This window comes from Streptococcus vicugnae (assembly GCF_016461705.1).
Classification (GTDB): domain Bacteria; phylum Bacillota; class Bacilli; order Lactobacillales; family Streptococcaceae; genus Streptococcus; species Streptococcus vicugnae.
Genome location: NZ_JAEMHW010000001.1, coordinates 519050 through 535816, shown reverse-complemented (window position 1 = coordinate 535816; position 16767 = coordinate 519050). Strand labels below are relative to the sequence as shown.

Genomic DNA, 16767 nt, shown 5'->3' with positions numbered 1-16767 from the left:
TTGATCCTTACGTGATTTCTATAGTGGCTTTATTATATCATTCAAAACCTGACTAATCAAAAAGGACTTACCCAATTGAGTTAAGTCCTTTTATTATTAATGAACGCTTCCAATTTTTGATAATGGCCAGAAGCGGAATTTGACTTCTCCCACGATAGCCGATTTTTTAAAGGTACCAACTTCGCGGCTGTCTTTTGAAACGATACGGTCATCACCTAATAAGAAGTACTGGTCTTTTGGAACTTTGACTGTAAATTCAGTACTGCCATCTTTAGCAGTGGTGAAGGCATCAGAGCTTTCAGCTAATTGCTGGAAGAGGGTATTGTAAGAATAGATATCCTGTAAATCATCTTCCTCAAAAGCTTTTTTATATTTGTCTAGATAAGGTTCATCTGTCTTTTTACCGTTAACATAAAGAACGTCATCTTTGTAAGTGATGGTGTCACCTGGGAGTCCGACAACACGTTTTACGATTTCTTTAGTTTTATTACCTTCTTTTTCTTTAGCGACAACAATATCAAAACGATCAATAGATGAAGTTTTAAGAACGATTAGGCGTTCTCCATCAGCCAAGGTAGGGTCCATAGAGTGACCGTCAACACTCACGGGTTGTAGGACGAAGAGGCGAAGAAGACCAAGGACGACGAAAAAGATGATGAAGGCTCCCCATTCTTTAATGAATTGTTTCATAATAGGCTCCTCGATGTTATTTTAATAATTTTTGTGCTTTTTGGGTGTTTGCAAAATGGAGTTTTGCAGTATGTTCTAAGCCAGGCATACCATATGCCGCTAAAATCTGGCTAGCAACTTTATCTGATTGGCTACCAGCACCACTTGGGAGTTTGTATTGCACTTCTTGGCTTAGTTTATCTAAATTCTCTAGGAAAAGGTTTCGGGCGATAATAGAACTAACTGCTACAGCTAGGTATTTACCCTCAGCTTTTTCTTCAAGAGTTAAAGGGTTATCAAAGTGATTAACTTCATTTTTTAGGTATTTTTCATAGTTCTGACGACTGGTAAAAGCATCGATAACGATTTTTTCAGGTTTCACGCCATCTTGTAGCAAGAGGTAGATAGCTTGGTTGTGAAGTGCAACCTTAACTGAGACAGCATTGTGCATCTTGCCTTTTCCAACGACTTGGTTATATTTTTGTGGGGATAATAGCAGAGCTTTATGTCTGATTTTCTCTTCTAAGATAGGGGCAATTTGACGAATTTTGCTATCCGTTAAATTTTTAGAATCATCGACACCAAGCTTTCTAAGAAGCGCGTGGTCATCAGGTGTTACAAAACTAGCAACAACAGCTAAGCCACCAAAATAAGAGCCGTTTCCAACTTCATCTGAACCAATCAAAGGCATATTTTGACCGGATTTAGCATCTTGTGTAGTAGCATCTGATGCCTGATAGCCAAATTGACTTGCGACTTCTTGCGCTTTGGTTCCTTGAAAGACTACCTTACCAGATGTGTACACAAGGATTGTGACACCTTTTTCTTTTGCGGCAAAAGTGACGTAGGGATTGTTATTTGTGACTTGTTTACTTGCTAGTGCTTTAATGAGGTTTTGCAAGTCATTTTTCCCTAGTTTCATAACAATTGTATTCATGATTTAATTGTAACATAAAAAGATGACAAGAGGGCAAAATAGCCTGTTGAAACTAGTATTTTCACGCTTAAATTTTACGAAATGTTTATTTTAAGGTATAATGTCAAAGAGGTGACTATATGGAAAGCAAAAATCGTTATAAATTCGTCTTTGGAGAAAAGTCGCTCACATTGACAACGGATAAGGATAACCTCTTTATGGAGGAAGTTGAGCGTGTAGCCAAAGAAAAATATAATACAATCAAGGAAAAATTACCACAAGCTGATAATGAAACGATTGCTATTTTGATGGCACTCAATTCGCTTTCAACTCAGCTTAGTCGTGAGATTGAAGTTGAAAAAATGGAAAAGGAATTGACGGTTCTCCGCTCTGAGGCGATTGACGATATTAAGGAGAAAGCCAGCAAGTCTGATTCTGATGAGGAATAATATATGTTATCAGTTCTTATTATGCTGATTTTAGCTTGGCATTTTTATATTGGCTATTCTCGTGGGATTATTTTACAGGCTTACTATTTTGTAGCCAGTCTGGTTTCGCTAGTGGTAGCTAGTCGCTTTTATCAAGCATTGTCTGAAGAGATTACTTTATGGATTCCTTACTCAAATGCAGGGCAAGGTGCCAGCATGAATTTCTTCACGGACGTTAATATTTTTGATTTAGATAGAGTTTATTATGCTGGGGTGGCTTTCACAGCTATTTACATGTTGGTTTATGCCATCTTTCGTTTTATAGGGATTTTGGTACATTTACTACCAATCCATCGATTCGATAATGTTAAGCTTAACAGTATTAGCGGCGTTTTAGCGGTTTTAGTAGCGCTAATATTCTTTGGGTTAGTCTTGACATTACTTGCTACTGTACCGATGTCAATGGTTCAGAATCTATTATCAAGTAGCTGGTTAGCGCGTTTGATTATTAATTATTTCCAACCACTGGCGAGTGTTCTAAGAGCACTTTGGGTAACAGCAATTTTAGGATAGAGTAAGAGAGTCTGGGATGAATTATCTCAGACTTATTCCGTATTTTATGAAGATATCACAGTGTGCTTAAAGCACGATATTAGTGAAGTTTTGGTATAATAGAGATATGAATAACAGAATTTTAGAACAGTTAGAATTTGATAAGGTCAAGCAACTTTTTGCTGGCTATTTACAAACTGAGCAAGGGCAAGATGAATTGCGTAAACTTGCACCAATGGCTGAATCTGACCGTATTTCACGTTCTTTTGCTGAAATGTTAGACATGGAGCAGATTTTTATTGAGCAACATGGTTTTGGTCTAGGTAGTTTACGTGATATTTCTGAAAGTATGCGTCGTTTGGAATTGGATGCAGACGTCAATGTTTCAGAGATTATTGATATTAAGAAAATCTTGCAGGTCTCAGCAGAGGTAAAACATTTTTACCATGATTTGGAGAATGTTGAATTAACGGCTTTGAATAGCCTTTTTGATAAAATTGAACTTTTGCCAAGTTTGCAGGGAAGTTTGCAAGCCATCAATGATGGTGGGTTTATTGAAAACTTCGCTAGCACAGAATTAGACCGTATTCGTCGTCAAATCAATCACGATGAAGGCAGAGTTCGTCAAATTTTACAGGATATTTTGAAAAAACAAGCTGACCATTTGACAGAGACTTTGATTGCTAGTCGTAATGGTCGTGCGGTTTTGCCTGTGAAAAATAGCTACCGCAATCGCATTTCAGGGGTTGTGCATGATATTTCTGCATCAGGAAGCACAGTTTACATTGAGCCACGCGCAGTAGTGCAACTTAATGAAGAAATCACTCAGTTACGTGCAGACGAACGCCATGAAATGGCGCGTATTTTGCGTGAATTGTCGAATATGCTTCGCCCACATACTAATATTATTCGTAACAATGCTTGGGTTTTAGGGCATTTGGATTTTGTGCGTGCCAAGTTTCTCTTCATGCAAGAAAACAAAGCAGTTGTTCCACAGTTATCCACAGATAAGACTGTGCAGCTCTTACAAGCACGTCATCCACTTTTGACAAATCCAGTTGCTAATGATTTACATTTTCTTGATGAATTGAACATTATTGTTATCACTGGTCCCAATACTGGTGGTAAGACTGTCATGTTGAAAACATTAGGGTTAGCGCAGCTTATGGCGCAGTCTGGTCTACCAATCCTAGCCGATAAAGGTAGTAAAGTGGCTGTCTTTAATGAAATCTTTGCAGATATTGGTGATGAACAATCTATCGAGCAAAGCTTGTCAACTTTCTCAAGTCACATGACAAATATTGTGGATATCTTGGCAGCAGCTGATAAAGATAGCTTGGTACTTGTGGATGAGTTGGGGGCAGGTACTGACCCACAAGAAGGGGCGAGTCTTGCCATTTCTATCCTAGAGCATTTGCGTTTGACACAAGTTAAAACTATGGCGACTACACACTATCCAGAGTTGAAAGCTTACGGTATTGAGACAGAGTTTGTGGAAAATGCCAGCATGGAATTTGATACAGAGACATTGAGCCCAACTTATCATTTCATGCAAGGAGTGCCAGGTCGTTCAAATGCTTTTGAAATCGCTCGTCGATTAGGTTTGGCAGAAATCATTGTTAATGAAGCAGAGCGATTGACAGATTCTGATACAGATGTTAACCGCATCATCGAACGTTTGGAAGAACAAACACACGAAAGTCGCAAACGTCTTGACCATATCAAGGAAGTTGAGCAAGATAACCTCAAATTCAACCGTGCAGTCAAGAAACTTTACAACGAATTCTCACACGCTAAAGACAAAGAACTTGAAAAAGCTTCCGCTAAGGCACAAGAAATTGTGGATAAAGCCATGGCTGAAAGTGAAGAAATTCTTAAAAATCTTCATCACAAAGCGAGTCTTAAACCACACGAAGTCATTGAAGCTAAGAGCCAGTTGAAAAAATTGGCACCTGAGGTTGATTTGTCGAAAAATAAAGTTCTCAAAAAAGCCAAGAAACTACGTGCACCGCGCGTGGGTGATGATATTATCGTCACAGCCTATGGTCAACGTGGAACCTTGATTAACCAAACTAAAAACGGTAAATGGGAAGCGCAAGTTGGTCTCATTAAGATGACGCTTAAAGAAGACGAATTTAGCCTTGTCAAAGTTCAAGAAGAAGCCCAAAAACCGAAGAAAAAACAAGTTCATGTGGTTAAGAAAAGCAAGAAATCTGCTGGACCACGTGCTCGACTTGATCTTCGTGGTAAACGCTATGAAGAAGCCATGCAAGAATTGGATGAATTTATCGATCAAGCCTTGCTTAATAACATGGCACAAGTTGATATCATTCACGGTATCGGAACAGGTGTTATCCGTGAAGGTGTCACAAAATACCTTCGCCGCAACAAACACGTCAAATCATTTGGCTACGCTCCACAAAACGCAGGTGGCAGCGGATGTACCATTGCAAATTTAGGGTAATGAAACTGAAAATAAAAAACTCTTCCCATATTGGGAAGAGTTTTTGTATGTAGAAAATGCAAATAATTTATTTTTGACCGAGCAAAATCATTTGATCAATGGCATGGCGGGCACCTTTGATAGTGTCTTCGTCAAGCTCAATCTCTTCACCTGCTCGTCCAAGTAAACAATTATAAATATCAGCTAATGTTGTCATCTTCATGTTGTGACAAACACATTCAGTTGAAAGTAGATAGAAACGTTTATCAGGACATTCAAATTGTAAGTGTTCAACAATGCTGCTTTCAGTACCGATGATAAATTCTTCGTCTGTACTGTTTTTAGCGTAAGCCATGATTTCAGTCGTACTACCAGCAAAATCTGCTAGGTTAGTAACTTCTGCCAGACATTCTGGGTGAACCAAAACCTTAGCATTTGGATGTTCTTCGCGAGCACGAAGAACGTCACGTTTACGCATACGCATGTGAGTTGGACATCCGCCTTTGAAGAATTCAAATTGTTTATCCGGACATTGTTCAGCAACCCATTGACCGAGGTTGCGGTCTGGGACAAAGAGAATCTTATCATTGTCAATGTTGTTGATAATCTTAACAGCTGAAGAAGATGTCACGCAAACATCAACCATTGTTTTGACTTCTGATGTGGTGTTGATATAAGCAACGGTAGTATAGTCTGGGTGAGCTTCTTTTAACCAGCTAACGAGTTTTTTATCAATTTGGGCAGCCATTGGACAACCAGCCATTGGATTGGCTAGAAGTGCTGTTTTTTCAGGTGATAGAACTTTAACTGTTTCTGCCATGAAACGCACCCCACACATCATAATAGTATCTTGTGGTGCTTTAGCAGCGTATTTACTTAAAGCAAATGAATCCCCAACAAAATCGGCTACTTCCCAGATATCATGACTCTGATAAGCGTGTGCTAAAATGCAGACCCCCTTCTCTTTTTTGAGACGTAAAATCTCATCTTGCATCTCTCGTGTATTCATTATATCTATGAAATCCTCCATGAATTGTCTTAGTTATATATTATAGTACTGGTTTTAAAAGGTGTCAAGACACCTGTAAATAAAATTTAGCTGGGTGTCTTGTCAGGTGTCTTGATTGGTGGTAAAATATGTTCTAAGTCGTATGATTTTAATTGATAAGAGTTAGTGGAAAAGTTCCTAAAAACTGATTTAAGTAAGCCTCGCATTGATATCATACAGAAAATGAGAAGTTTATGCTTAGGTCAGTTGATGATGGTATTCTAGGAATTCTTTTTTTATCTGACTCGCCAAATGGATTGTTCATCAACAATCGTTAAAAAAGAAGGTTTGTATGAAAACAAATGTACTTATTGTCGGTAGTGGCTGTTCAGGGCTTTACACAGCTCTTAATTTACCACAAGAACTTCAAATTACTATTATCTCTAAAGATACATTAGAACACAGTGATTCATTTTTAGCTCAAGGTGGTATCTGTATGTTAAAAGATGATTCAGATTACGAATCATTTTTTGAAGATACTTTGCGCGCAGGTCATTATAAAAATGATAAAGTGTCTGTTGAGCTAATGATTAAATCATCTCCAGATGTTATCAAGGACTTGATTGGCTTTGGTGTTGATTTTCAACGTGACGAAAATGGTAATTTAGCCTTCACACGAGAAGGTGCCCATTCTGATAAACGTATTCTTTTCTACCAAGATACAACTGGGAAAGAAATCACAAGTAGACTTTTGGCAGCTGTTAAAAAACGTTCTAATATCACTTTGATGGAACACACATGCCTGCTTGACATCTTGGAAGAAGATAATCGTTGTTATGGTGGTGTAGTGCGTCTTGAAAATGGTGACTTGGAAAAAATCATAGCTGATGTCACTGTTCTTGCCAGCGGTGGTGTAGGTGGTTTGTACAAAAACAGTACTAACTTTAAACATTTGACTGGAGATGCGCTAGCTATTTCTCTTAAACACGACATCGAACTTAAGGATATGTCTTATGTGCAAATTCACCCAACAACTCTTTACCAAGAAAATCCAAAAGAACGCTCATTCTTGATTTCTGAGTCAGTTCGTGGTGAAGGGGCACTTCTTTATGATAAAAACATGAACCGTTTTGTGGATGAATTGCAACCACGTGATGTTGTGGCACAAGCAATTCTACAACAAATGGAAAAAGATGGTACTGACCACGTTTGGGAAGATTTGCGTACCATTCCAAAAAAAGAATTGGAAGAACATTTTCCAAATATCTTGGCACACTGTCGTGAAGCAGGTTATGACCCATTCACGGAATGTATTCCTGTTGTGCCAGCACAGCATTATTTCATGGGTGGTATCAAAGTTAACCATCACAGTAAAACAACTATGGATGCTCTTTATGCAGTTGGTGAAACAGCTTGTAACGGTGTCCACGGTCAAAATCGCCTAGCAAGTAATTCACTTCTTGAAAGCTTGGTTTTTGCTAAACGTGCAGCTAAAGATTTGGTGGCTCATTATGAAATAGTAGCAGAGTTACCAGAAAGTCTATCAGCACTTGATTTGGTTGATTATGACGACCAAGAAAGTCTTGAAGATGATTACAAGAAAATTGTTCTTGAAAAATTAACCGAACAAAACCAATTAGCTAGCTATATTGTTTAATCAATCGTGAGATAAGAAAGGATAATGATGTTAGATCCAATTACCCTAAAATTAAATGTTGATCCGCTGATTCTAAGTGCACTTGCAGAAGACATCAATAATGAAGATGTTTCAACGAATAGTGTCATGCCTGAAAATGTAGCTGGTCAAGTTGACTTAATTTGTAAAGAAGACGGCATTATTTGTGGTTTGCCTGTTTTTGAACGTGTTTTCTATCTGCTTGATCCGAGTACTCAATTTGATGTTTTTGTAAAAGATGGAGACGTGGTTAAAGCTGGTCAGAAATTAGGAACAGTTCGTGGAGATATTCGTGTGCTTCTATCAGGAGAACGTACAGCTCTTAATTATTTACAACGTATGAGTGGGATTGCGACTTATACACATGAAATGGCTGAGCTGTTAAATGATAGCCCAATTACGCTTCTTGATTCTCGTAAGACAACACCAAATAATCGCATTTTTGAAAAATATGCTGTTAAAGTTGGTGGTGGTAAAAATCACCGTTATAATTTATCAGATGGTGTGCTTTTGAAAGATAATCACATTGGTGCAGCTGGTGGTGTTAAAGAGGCAGTTCTTGCTGCTAAGGCTTATGCTCCTTCTGTTCGTAAAATTGAAATCGAAGTGGAAACACTTGATATGGTTAAAGAAGCAGTTGAAGCAGGTGCAGATATCATCATGCTTGATAATATGGGACACGATGTCATGAAAGAAGCAGTCGCTTTGATTGATGGCAGAGCTGAAATTGAAATTTCAGGAAATGTCACTCGAGAAAATCTCGCTTCTTATACTGACCTAGCTGTTCAATACGTCTCAAGCGGAGCTATTACCCATTCTGCTAAAATCTTGGATTTGTCCCTTAAAAATCTCCATCCTGTTGATAAATAAGTGGATAACCCTTTTTAAGGTAAAATTATTGTTCGAAAAATCCCCAGCTCTATAAGAGTTGGGGATTTTGATGCTGATAACTAGAAAAGAAAAAGGAATAATCCACAGATGATACCGATTAGGTAGCCTGCTATTACATCACGCGGGTAGTGAACCCCACCTAGAATGCGGCAAAAAGCAATTAAAAGAGATAATATCAAGAAAAAAATGCCCAATGCTAGATTTAAATGCAGAGCAGCCATACTGATAATGGTTGCTGAAAAGACGTGACGGCTAGGAAAAGAGTGCCCTTTGGTATTTTTAGGGATTAGTGGGGTGATATGCCAAGTCTCATAAGGGCGTGGGGCATTAAGTAGGTGACGACCAAGTGAAACCAAGACAAATGATAGCCCTGGGATAAGAATAAATGAGATGAGTCGACTTGGCTGTTTAAAGAAAAGATAAATCAAAAGTAGCGGATAAACCAGATACATGACTTTAGTTGATAAACTGTTGATAACTTGTAAGCTGCGGATAGCTGCTGGTTTATCTTGAAAAGCTTTTGTTAGCTTATTATAAAATTCAGCGTAATTTTTCATAAGAATCCTTTGTGTGATAGTAGTTTTATTATAGCATATAGCTAAGTAGAATAAGGAAAATGAGAAGATTTTCAAAAATATTATTTTGCGTAGCAATTAGTTGTCAAAACGACAATTTTCCCGTAAAATAGGCTCATAAACTAATAGAAAAGGAAAAAGAACTTTTGGATGCTAGGCTGATTCGTATCCGTTTTTTAATGAAAAAACAAGTCAGTCCATTTGGAAGTTCAAGGTAATTACATTATGGCACACAATATTACTGATGCTACATTTGAAGCAGAAACAAATGAAGGTCTTGTCCTTGTTGACTTTTGGGCAACTTGGTGTGGTCCATGTTTGATGCAAGCTCCAATCTTGGAACAATTGTCAGAAGAAATGGATGAAGACGAACTTAAAATCGTTAAAATCGACGTTGATGAAAATCCAGAAACAGCTCAAAAATTCGGTATCATGTCAATCCCAACATTGCTTTTCAAAAAAGATGGCGAAGTTGTGAAACAAGTCGCTGGTGTTCATACTAAAGACCAAATCAAAGCAATCGTTGCTGAATTGAGCTAATGATAAAGGTCAGGGGAAACTCTGACTTTTTTTGATATTTAGGCTTGACTTGGAGTTAGCTCAAAGGAATATAATGGCTTTGTTGAGAGATGGAACTCTAACAAATTCACTTTAAAGTTATTCATACTTGTAAGTAAGAGTTGTAAACTCAAAAATTTTAGAAAGGAGAGGTTCGAGAGTTCATAAATCGTACTTTGAATTGAACTCGTCCTGTAATCATCGGAAAATAGATAGTCTTCCTTGGATGCGAGCATCCATCGTCAGCCTTCTAATTTTCTGTCCGATTACGGGCGGACTCTGTATCTTATTATGAAATCTGCTATTTTTGAAAAGGCTGGTCTGATGACGGTCGAAGAAGTGGCGAAGCCAACTTTGCAAGCTGATGATGATGTTATTATCAAGGTTGTTCGTGCTTGTGTCTGCGGTTCTGACCTTTGGTCTTATGCTAATGGTGATGAAAAAGCTGCACATTCTGAAAACTCAGGTCACGAAGCTCTCGGTATTGTTGAAGAAGTTGGTTCTGCCATTACAACCGTACAACCTGGTGATTTTGTCATCGTGCCATTTACTCACGGTTGTGGGGAATGTGATGCTTGCCGTGCTGGTTTTGACGGAACGTGTGATAACCACCCTGGCTACACAAACTGGTCTTCTGGTTTCCAATCAGAATATGTCCGTTTCCACTATGCTAACTGGGCTTTGATTAAAATCCCTGGGCAACCGTCTGATTATTCAGAAGGTATGATGAAATCACTCCTTACTTTGGCTGATGTTATGCCAACAGGTTATCATGCTGCGCGTGTTGCCGACGTAAAACGTGGCGACAAAGTCGTTATTATTGGTGATGGAGCGGTTGGACAATGTGCCGTTATTGCGGCGAAAATGCGCGGAGCTTCTCAGATTGTCTTGATGAGCCGACACGAAGACCGTCAACAAATGGCGCTTGCTTCAGGAGCTACCGCTGTCGTTGCTGAACGCGGTGAAGAAGGCATTGCTAAGGTTCGTCAAATTCTCGGCGGAGGAGCTGACGCTGCTCTTGAATGTGTCGGTACAGAAGCCGCTATCGAGCAAGCTCTCGGTGTTATCCACAATGGCGGACGTGTTGGATTTGTTGGTGTCCCTCATTACAATAATCGTCCGCTAGGTTCAACATTTGCACAAAACATTACTGTCGGAGGCGGTTCAGCTTCTGTCACTACCTACGACAAACAACTCCTTCTCAAAGCAGTTCTTGACGGTGACATCAACCCAGGTCGCGTCTTTACAAACACTTATCGCTTGGACGACATCAACCAAGCCTACAAAGACATGCAAGACCGCAAAGCAATCAAATCAATGATTGTCATGGACTAACCTAACGTTTAAGCTGTTAACATAACCTCCCGAAATTTTTCGGGAGGTTTTTTGAATAAATAAACTAAGAATTTGATTTTAATAATGATAAAGTAAGCTATTAAAGTCTTTATTAGCTCAATATTATGAATGTTATTTTATGTTATCTGTTATTGATTTATGGTAAAATAATAGGATAAAGTATGCATAGAAGAGGAATAGTATGGCTAAAGAACAACAACAAAGAGCAGAGTTACATCGTCGTATTTGGGCGATAGCTGACGAAGTTCGAGGTGCAGTTGATGGCTGGGATTTTAAACAATATATATTAGGTATTTTATTTTACCGATTTATCTCAGAAAATATTTCAGACTATTTTGATAGGGCTGAGCATGAAGCTGGTGACGAGGAATTTAGATATGCCGATTTAAGTGATGATGAAGCATTAGAAGATTTTAAACCTGGAACTGTTGATGAAAAAGGATTTTTTATATTACCATCACAGTTATTTGAAAATGTTATAAAAACAGCTGAATCAAATGAAAATTTGAATACTGATTTAGCAGATATTTTTAAGGAAATAGAATCTTCATCTATTGGGCATCCATCAGAAAATGATATAAAAGGACTTTTTGATGATTTAGACACAACATCAAATCGTCTTGGAGGTACTGTAACTGAAAAGAATAGACGATTAGCATCTATTTTAAAAGGAATTGCTGAAATTAATTTTGGTAATTTTGAGGAAAATGATATTGATGCTTTTGGTGATGCTTATGAATTTCTTATTTCAAACTACGCTTCTAATGCTGGAAAAAGTGGAGGGGAATTCTTCACCCCTCAAACGGTATCAAAACTTTTAGCTAGGTTAGTTATGGTTGGAAAAGAAAAAATTAATAAAGTCTATGATCCTACATGTGGTTCAGGTTCACTTTTACTTCAAATGAAAAAACAGTTTGAGGATCACATCCTTGAAGAAGGCTTTTTTGGACAAGAAATTAACATGACCAATTATAATCTGGCTCGTATGAATATGTTTCTTCATAATATTAATTATAATCATTTTGATATTCGAAGAGGTGATACTTTATTAGAACCTAAGCATATGGATGAGCGTCCTTTTGATGCTATTGTGTCTAACCCACCATATTCTATCAAATGGGTAGGCGACACAGATCCTACTTTAATTAATGATGAACGTTTTGCTCCCGCTGGGAAATTAGCTCCTAAATCTAAAGCCGATTTTGCCTTTATCATGCATAGTCTTAATCACTTATCTAATAAAGGTCGAGCTGCTATTGTTTGTTTCCCAGGGATTTTTTATCGAGGTGGTGCTGAGAAAACTATTCGTCAATATTTAGTAGATAACAACTTTGTTGAGGCGGTGATTGCTTTACCAGATAATCTTTTCTTTGGAACCAGTATTGCAACATATATTTTAGTTCTAGCTAAAAATAAGTTTCAAGATAAAACACTTTTTATTGATGCTAGCCAATTTTATAAGAAAGAAACAAACAATAATATTCTTTCAGAAGACAACATATCGACTATCATTGATTTATTTACTAAGGTAGAAGATGTAACCTACCAGGCAGCTCTAATTGATAATTCAAAGATAGCTGATAATGATTATAATCTTTCTGTTTCAGTTTACGTTGAAAAAGAAGATACACGAGAAAAAATTGATATTGATAAATTAAATAAAGAAATTAACGTAACGGTTAAAAAAATTGATATCTTACGATCTGAAATTGATAAAATCGTTGAGGAGCTAAGTAAATGACTAATGATGTAATTATTTACAATACGGATGATGGTAAAGCATCTATAGAACTTCACTTAAATAATGGAACGGTTTGGCTAAATCAACAGGAACTTGCGGAGTTGTTTCAGACCTCTAAACAGAATATTAGTAAGCATATTAAGGCAATTTTTGAAGACGGTGAGCTTGATGAGCAAGTGGTTGTCAACTATCAGTTGACAACCACTCAACACGGGGCGATAGTTGGAAAAACACAATCTCGTAAGGTGGCATATTACAATCTTGACATGATTTTAGCTATTGGCTATCGTGTACGATCTCCTCGTGGTGTTCAGTTCCGTCAATATGCTTCAACAGTCCTTAAAGAGTATCTCATCAAGGGATTTGCTATGGATGATGAACGATTGAAAAATCTAGGTGGAGGGTCTTACTTTAAAGAGCTTCTTGAACGTATTCGTGACATTCGTTCAAGTGAAAAAGTCTTTTATCGTCAAGTTTTAGATTTATTTGCAACTTCAAGTGATTACAATCCAAATAGTCTTGAAGCAAAGCATTTTTTTGCAACGGTGCAGAATAAGATACACTATGCTGTTCATCACAGTACAGCTAGTGAATTAATTTATAATCGTGTAGATAGTGATAAAGAATTTATGGGCTTAACTACATTTAAGGGGGATTTACCTACTCTTAATGAAGCTAAAGTGGCAAAGAACTATTTAACAGAAAAAGAACTAAGAGGACTAAATCAGTTAGTATCAGGATATTTAGACTTTGCTGAAAGGCAAGCAGAGCGAGAAGTGGTTATGACCATGAAAGATTGGGTAACGCATGTTGATAATATTTTGGCAGCAACTGGTGAAGATGTTCTAAAAGATAACGGAAAAATTTCACGTGAAAAAATGACAGAAAAAGTTGCTTTAGAATATCAAAAGTATCAATCGCAAACATTAACTCAAGTCGAAAAAGATTATTTAAAGGAAATTAAAAGTATTGAAAATCTAGCCAAGGAAGGGAAAGCACATGAATGAGATAGAGAGATTAATAGCAGAGCTTTGCCCAAATGGTGTGGAATGGAGAGAGCTGGGTGAGGTGTGTTCTGTAAATAAAGGTAAGCAACTTAATAAAAAATTACTGACAGAAGATGGTTTTTATCCTGCATACAATGGAGGAAAAAACTATTCAGGAAGAACAAATAATTATAACGTGGAAGCTAATACAATTATTGTAAGTCAGGGAGGAGCTTCGGCGGGTTTTGTTAATTTTGTAGAGACTAAATTTTGGGCTAATGCACATTGTTATTACCTGATTCCTGATGAAACTCAAATAACTAATAGATTCCTTTATCATTTTGTAAAAATGAATCAAAGTTATCTTATGGATTTTCAATATGGTGCAGGGATTCCAGCATTAAAATCTGACAAGTTAACGAAAATGTTACTACCCATCCCTCCTCTAAAAATTCAAAAAAAAATCGTGCAAATACTTGACAAATTCACAAATTATGTAACAGAATTGACCTCAGAATTGACCTCAGAATTGACCTTACGTCAAAAGCAATACTCATTTTATCGAGATAAGTTACTTTCGTTTGAGGATGAGGTTTATCAGGTGGAGTGGAAGACGTTGGGGGAGGTGGCGAAAGATTTTGGAAGAGGAAAGTCAAAACATCGGCCTCGCAATGATAATAGACTTTATGGTGGTGATATTCCATTTGTACAAACTGGAGATGTTAGAAATTCCAGAGGGCATATCACAAGCTATTCACAAACGTATAGTGATTTTGGTTTAAAGCAAAGTAAATTGTGGCTAAAAGGTACACTATGTATAACAATAGCTGCTAATATAGCTGAGATGGGAATATTAGATTTTGATGCCTGTTTTCCAGACAGTGTCGTTGGTTTTGTAGCCAACGAAAACCTAGCAATTACTAAGTATGTTGCATATTATTTGGCTTCCATTAAAGACGTTCTTGCTTCAAAAAGTACGGGGAGTGCACAAGAAAATTTAAATTTATCTTCTTTTTCAAATTTAAAAATCCCCATCCCCTCCCTCGACATCCAATCCCGCATTGTCCAAGTTCTAGACAATTTTGACACGGTTTGCAACGACCTTAACATTGGACTTCCTAAAGAGATTGAATTACGTCAAAAACAGTACGAATATTTTAGGGATAAGCTATTGACCTTTACCGCCGAAGGCGTGTATACTGACAGTACAGTACAGACAAGACATAATTAGGCTTTTACAATGGGTATTTGGACCTATACGAGTTAAGTTAAATGCTGTTATCAATTTATCTCGTGGTAAACGGTTGACTCGTAGTCAATTAAGTGAAAATGATGGTTATCCAGTTTATCAAAATAGTTTAAAACCATTAGGCTATTATCAAGAATTTAATCGAAGTGCGGATACAACCTTTGTGATTTGTGCAGGTGCGGCTGGAGAGATAGCTTATAGCAACTTGGACTTCTGGGCGGCAGATGATGTATTCACCTTGGATGTAACGAAATTTATTTCAAGTAAATTTATGTATTATACGCTTCTGAATATTCAAGAAAGTATAAAGGGTAAAGTCAGAAAAGCTAGTATACCAAGACTTTCTAAAGGTGTCTTGGAAAACATTATTTTTATTCTACCACCTGTTACTAAACAAAAGTCCATTGTTTCTATTCTTGATAAATTTGATATATTGATTAATGATTTATCACAAGGTCTTCCAAAAGAAATTGAACTTAGGCAGAAACAATATGAATATTTTAGAGATAAACTATTAAAATTTAATTAATTGCCTTTACCAGTCTCAAAGAGACTGGTTTTTGATATAATAAAGTTAGTTTTAATAAGAGCCGGGCAAGGAGATAAGGAAAGTGGAATTTTCAGATTTAAAAACGGTAGCTGAAGAAATTAAAAGCTCTGATAAAAATATTAAATTAATTTATGCTTTCAATGGTACAGGTAAAACAAGACTTTCTATGGAATTTAAAGAATTAATTCAGCCGAGTAATAATTCAGAGCAAGACTTGAAAAAAATTATTTACTATAATGCTTTCACAGAAGACTTGTTTACTTGGGATAATGATTTAGAAAATGGCAATGACAGAAAATTACTTATAAATGCTAACTCTCATTGGATAAGAAAAGTAGTAACTGAAGAAGGTGCTATTGGTACTATCGTAGATAGATTTCAGGGGTATGTATTAAATGATAAAGATAGTATTGTTGAAAAGATAGAGCCTCATTTTAATAGTGATATGAGTGAAATATCTTTTTCAAGAACATATCGAGGGAATACAGCTGAGGGGATTAAAATTTCTAGAGGTGAAGAGAGTAATTTTATTTGGTCTGTTTTTTATACATTACTAGAAACTATCATTGAGCAAAGAAGTGATGTTGATTATGAAGATTCTGAATATCGTGATTTAGAGTATATTTTTATAGATGATCCTATATCATCTTTGGATGATCGTCGAATTATTGATATAGCTCTAGACATATCGCATTTGGTAAAGGAAAGTAATAAAAATGGAACAGGATTAAAGTTTGTTATTACGACTCATCATTCCTTATTTTTTAATGTTTTGTTCAATGAATTAAAAAGTAAAAGTTCTAATTTTTTATTTTCGAAAACTGATGATAAGTATTTTTTAGAGAAACAGAAAAACGATTCACCATTTGGTTATCATTTGATGTTAGTAAAAGAATTAAAAAATGCAATTAATGAGGATAGGGTTGAAAAATATCATTTTAATTTTTTGCGAAATCTTTTGGAAAAAACAGCAACGTTTTTGGGATATGAGAATTGGTCTAAGTGTGTTGTTTTATATGATGAAGATGGTAATGTAGAATCACCAGCACCATATGTGAGAAGAATTAATTTACATAGTCACAGTGCTTTCTCTGAGTATGAGCCTATTCCGTTAACAGAACAAGAGAAGAAAGTTTTGGAGCGTGTGTTCAATCAATTTTTGGAGAATTTTCGCTTTTTTAAAGAATAAA

16 protein-coding genes are annotated in these 16767 nt (G+C 36.7%); 12 read left to right on the top strand and 4 right to left on the bottom strand.

What is annotated here, in order from left to right; translation table 11 throughout:
* Positions 1-96: 96 nt before the first annotated feature.
* The gene (lepB, locus tag JG537_RS02630) at positions 97-690 is read right to left on the bottom strand and encodes a signal peptidase I (RefSeq protein ID WP_199543232.1); all 594 of its coding nucleotides are present in this window, start codon (positions 688-690) and stop codon (positions 97-99) included.
* A 16-nt stretch (positions 691-706) separates the two neighbouring features.
* On the bottom strand, positions 707-1606 hold the full coding sequence (gene rnhC, locus JG537_RS02625; RefSeq protein WP_132869310.1) for a ribonuclease HIII: 900 nt from the start codon (positions 1604-1606) through the stop codon (positions 707-709).
* A gap of 119 nt (positions 1607-1725) precedes the next feature.
* Between rnhC and zapA the strand changes: the two genes are divergently transcribed.
* The 3 genes from zapA to JG537_RS02610 all read left to right on the top strand — a co-directional run bounded on the left by zapA (position 1726) and on the right by JG537_RS02610 (position 5029).
* Positions 1726-2034, top strand: a complete 309-nt coding sequence (gene zapA, locus JG537_RS02620) for a cell division protein ZapA (RefSeq protein ID WP_132869311.1) — start codon at positions 1726-1728, stop codon at positions 2032-2034.
* A 3-nt stretch (positions 2035-2037) separates the two neighbouring features.
* A complete protein-coding gene (locus tag JG537_RS02615; RefSeq protein ID WP_199543229.1) occupies positions 2038-2586 on the top strand; it encodes a CvpA family protein in 549 nt (182 codons plus the stop codon).
* A gap of 106 nt (positions 2587-2692) precedes the next feature.
* Positions 2693-5029, top strand: coding sequence for an endonuclease MutS2 (locus JG537_RS02610; RefSeq protein ID WP_199543227.1), 2337 nt, complete (start codon positions 2693-2695; stop codon positions 5027-5029).
* A gap of 67 nt (positions 5030-5096) precedes the next feature.
* Here JG537_RS02610 and nadA read toward each other — a convergent pair whose 3' ends face one another.
* On the bottom strand, positions 5097-6017 hold the full coding sequence (nadA, locus tag JG537_RS02605; protein ID WP_199543224.1) for a quinolinate synthase NadA: 921 nt from the start codon (positions 6015-6017) through the stop codon (positions 5097-5099).
* 331 nt (positions 6018-6348) lie between these two features.
* Here nadA and JG537_RS02600 point away from each other — a divergent pair, with 331 nt between their 5' ends.
* Together JG537_RS02600 and nadC are read left to right on the top strand one after the other, a co-directional pair.
* Positions 6349-7653, top strand: a complete 1305-nt coding sequence (locus JG537_RS02600; RefSeq protein WP_199543222.1) for an L-aspartate oxidase — start codon at positions 6349-6351, stop codon at positions 7651-7653.
* 27 nt (positions 7654-7680) lie between these two features.
* Positions 7681-8541 carry a carboxylating nicotinate-nucleotide diphosphorylase gene (gene nadC, locus JG537_RS02595; RefSeq protein ID WP_132869244.1) on the top strand — a complete coding sequence of 287 codons (861 nt, stop codon included), beginning with the start codon at positions 7681-7683 and terminating at the stop codon, positions 8539-8541.
* Positions 8542-8621: 80 nt separating this feature from the next.
* On the opposite strand, the gene JG537_RS02590 is transcribed toward nadC, so the two are convergent.
* Positions 8622-9119 (bottom strand): phosphatase PAP2 family protein, encoded by a 498-nt coding sequence (locus JG537_RS02590; RefSeq protein ID WP_132869239.1) that lies wholly within the window; start codon positions 9117-9119, stop codon positions 8622-8624.
* Positions 9120-9362: 243 nt separating this feature from the next.
* Here JG537_RS02590 and trxA point away from each other — a divergent pair, with 243 nt between their 5' ends.
* From trxA to JG537_RS02560, 7 genes are all read left to right on the top strand, one after another.
* On the top strand, positions 9363-9677 hold the full coding sequence (trxA, locus tag JG537_RS02585; protein WP_015695637.1) for a thioredoxin: 315 nt from the start codon (positions 9363-9365) through the stop codon (positions 9675-9677).
* Positions 9678-9986: 309 nt separating this feature from the next.
* Positions 9987-11030, top strand: a complete 1044-nt coding sequence (locus tag JG537_RS02580; RefSeq protein WP_132869240.1) for an alcohol dehydrogenase catalytic domain-containing protein — start codon at positions 9987-9989, stop codon at positions 11028-11030.
* A 202-nt stretch (positions 11031-11232) separates the two neighbouring features.
* Complete coding sequence (locus tag JG537_RS02575; protein ID WP_199543219.1) at positions 11233-12792, top strand: type I restriction-modification system subunit M; 1560 nt, start codon at positions 11233-11235, stop codon at positions 12790-12792.
* On the top strand, positions 12789-13799 hold the full coding sequence (locus JG537_RS02570; protein WP_199543216.1) for a virulence RhuM family protein: 1011 nt from the start codon (positions 12789-12791) through the stop codon (positions 13797-13799). The genes JG537_RS02575 and JG537_RS02570 overlap by 4 nt, the downstream gene beginning before the upstream one ends.
* A complete protein-coding gene (locus JG537_RS02565; protein WP_246454258.1) occupies positions 13792-15009 on the top strand; it encodes a restriction endonuclease subunit S in 1218 nt (405 codons plus the stop codon). The genes JG537_RS02570 and JG537_RS02565 overlap by 8 nt, the downstream gene beginning before the upstream one ends.
* Before the next feature lie 73 nt (positions 15010-15082).
* Entirely contained in the window at positions 15083-15556 is a 474-nt protein-coding gene (locus JG537_RS09695) for a restriction endonuclease subunit S (RefSeq protein ID WP_246454257.1), read from the top strand.
* A gap of 82 nt (positions 15557-15638) precedes the next feature.
* Positions 15639-16766 carry an AAA family ATPase gene (locus JG537_RS02560; protein WP_199543213.1) on the top strand — a complete coding sequence of 376 codons (1128 nt, stop codon included), beginning with the start codon at positions 15639-15641 and terminating at the stop codon, positions 16764-16766.
* Position 16767: the final 1 nt, after the last annotated feature.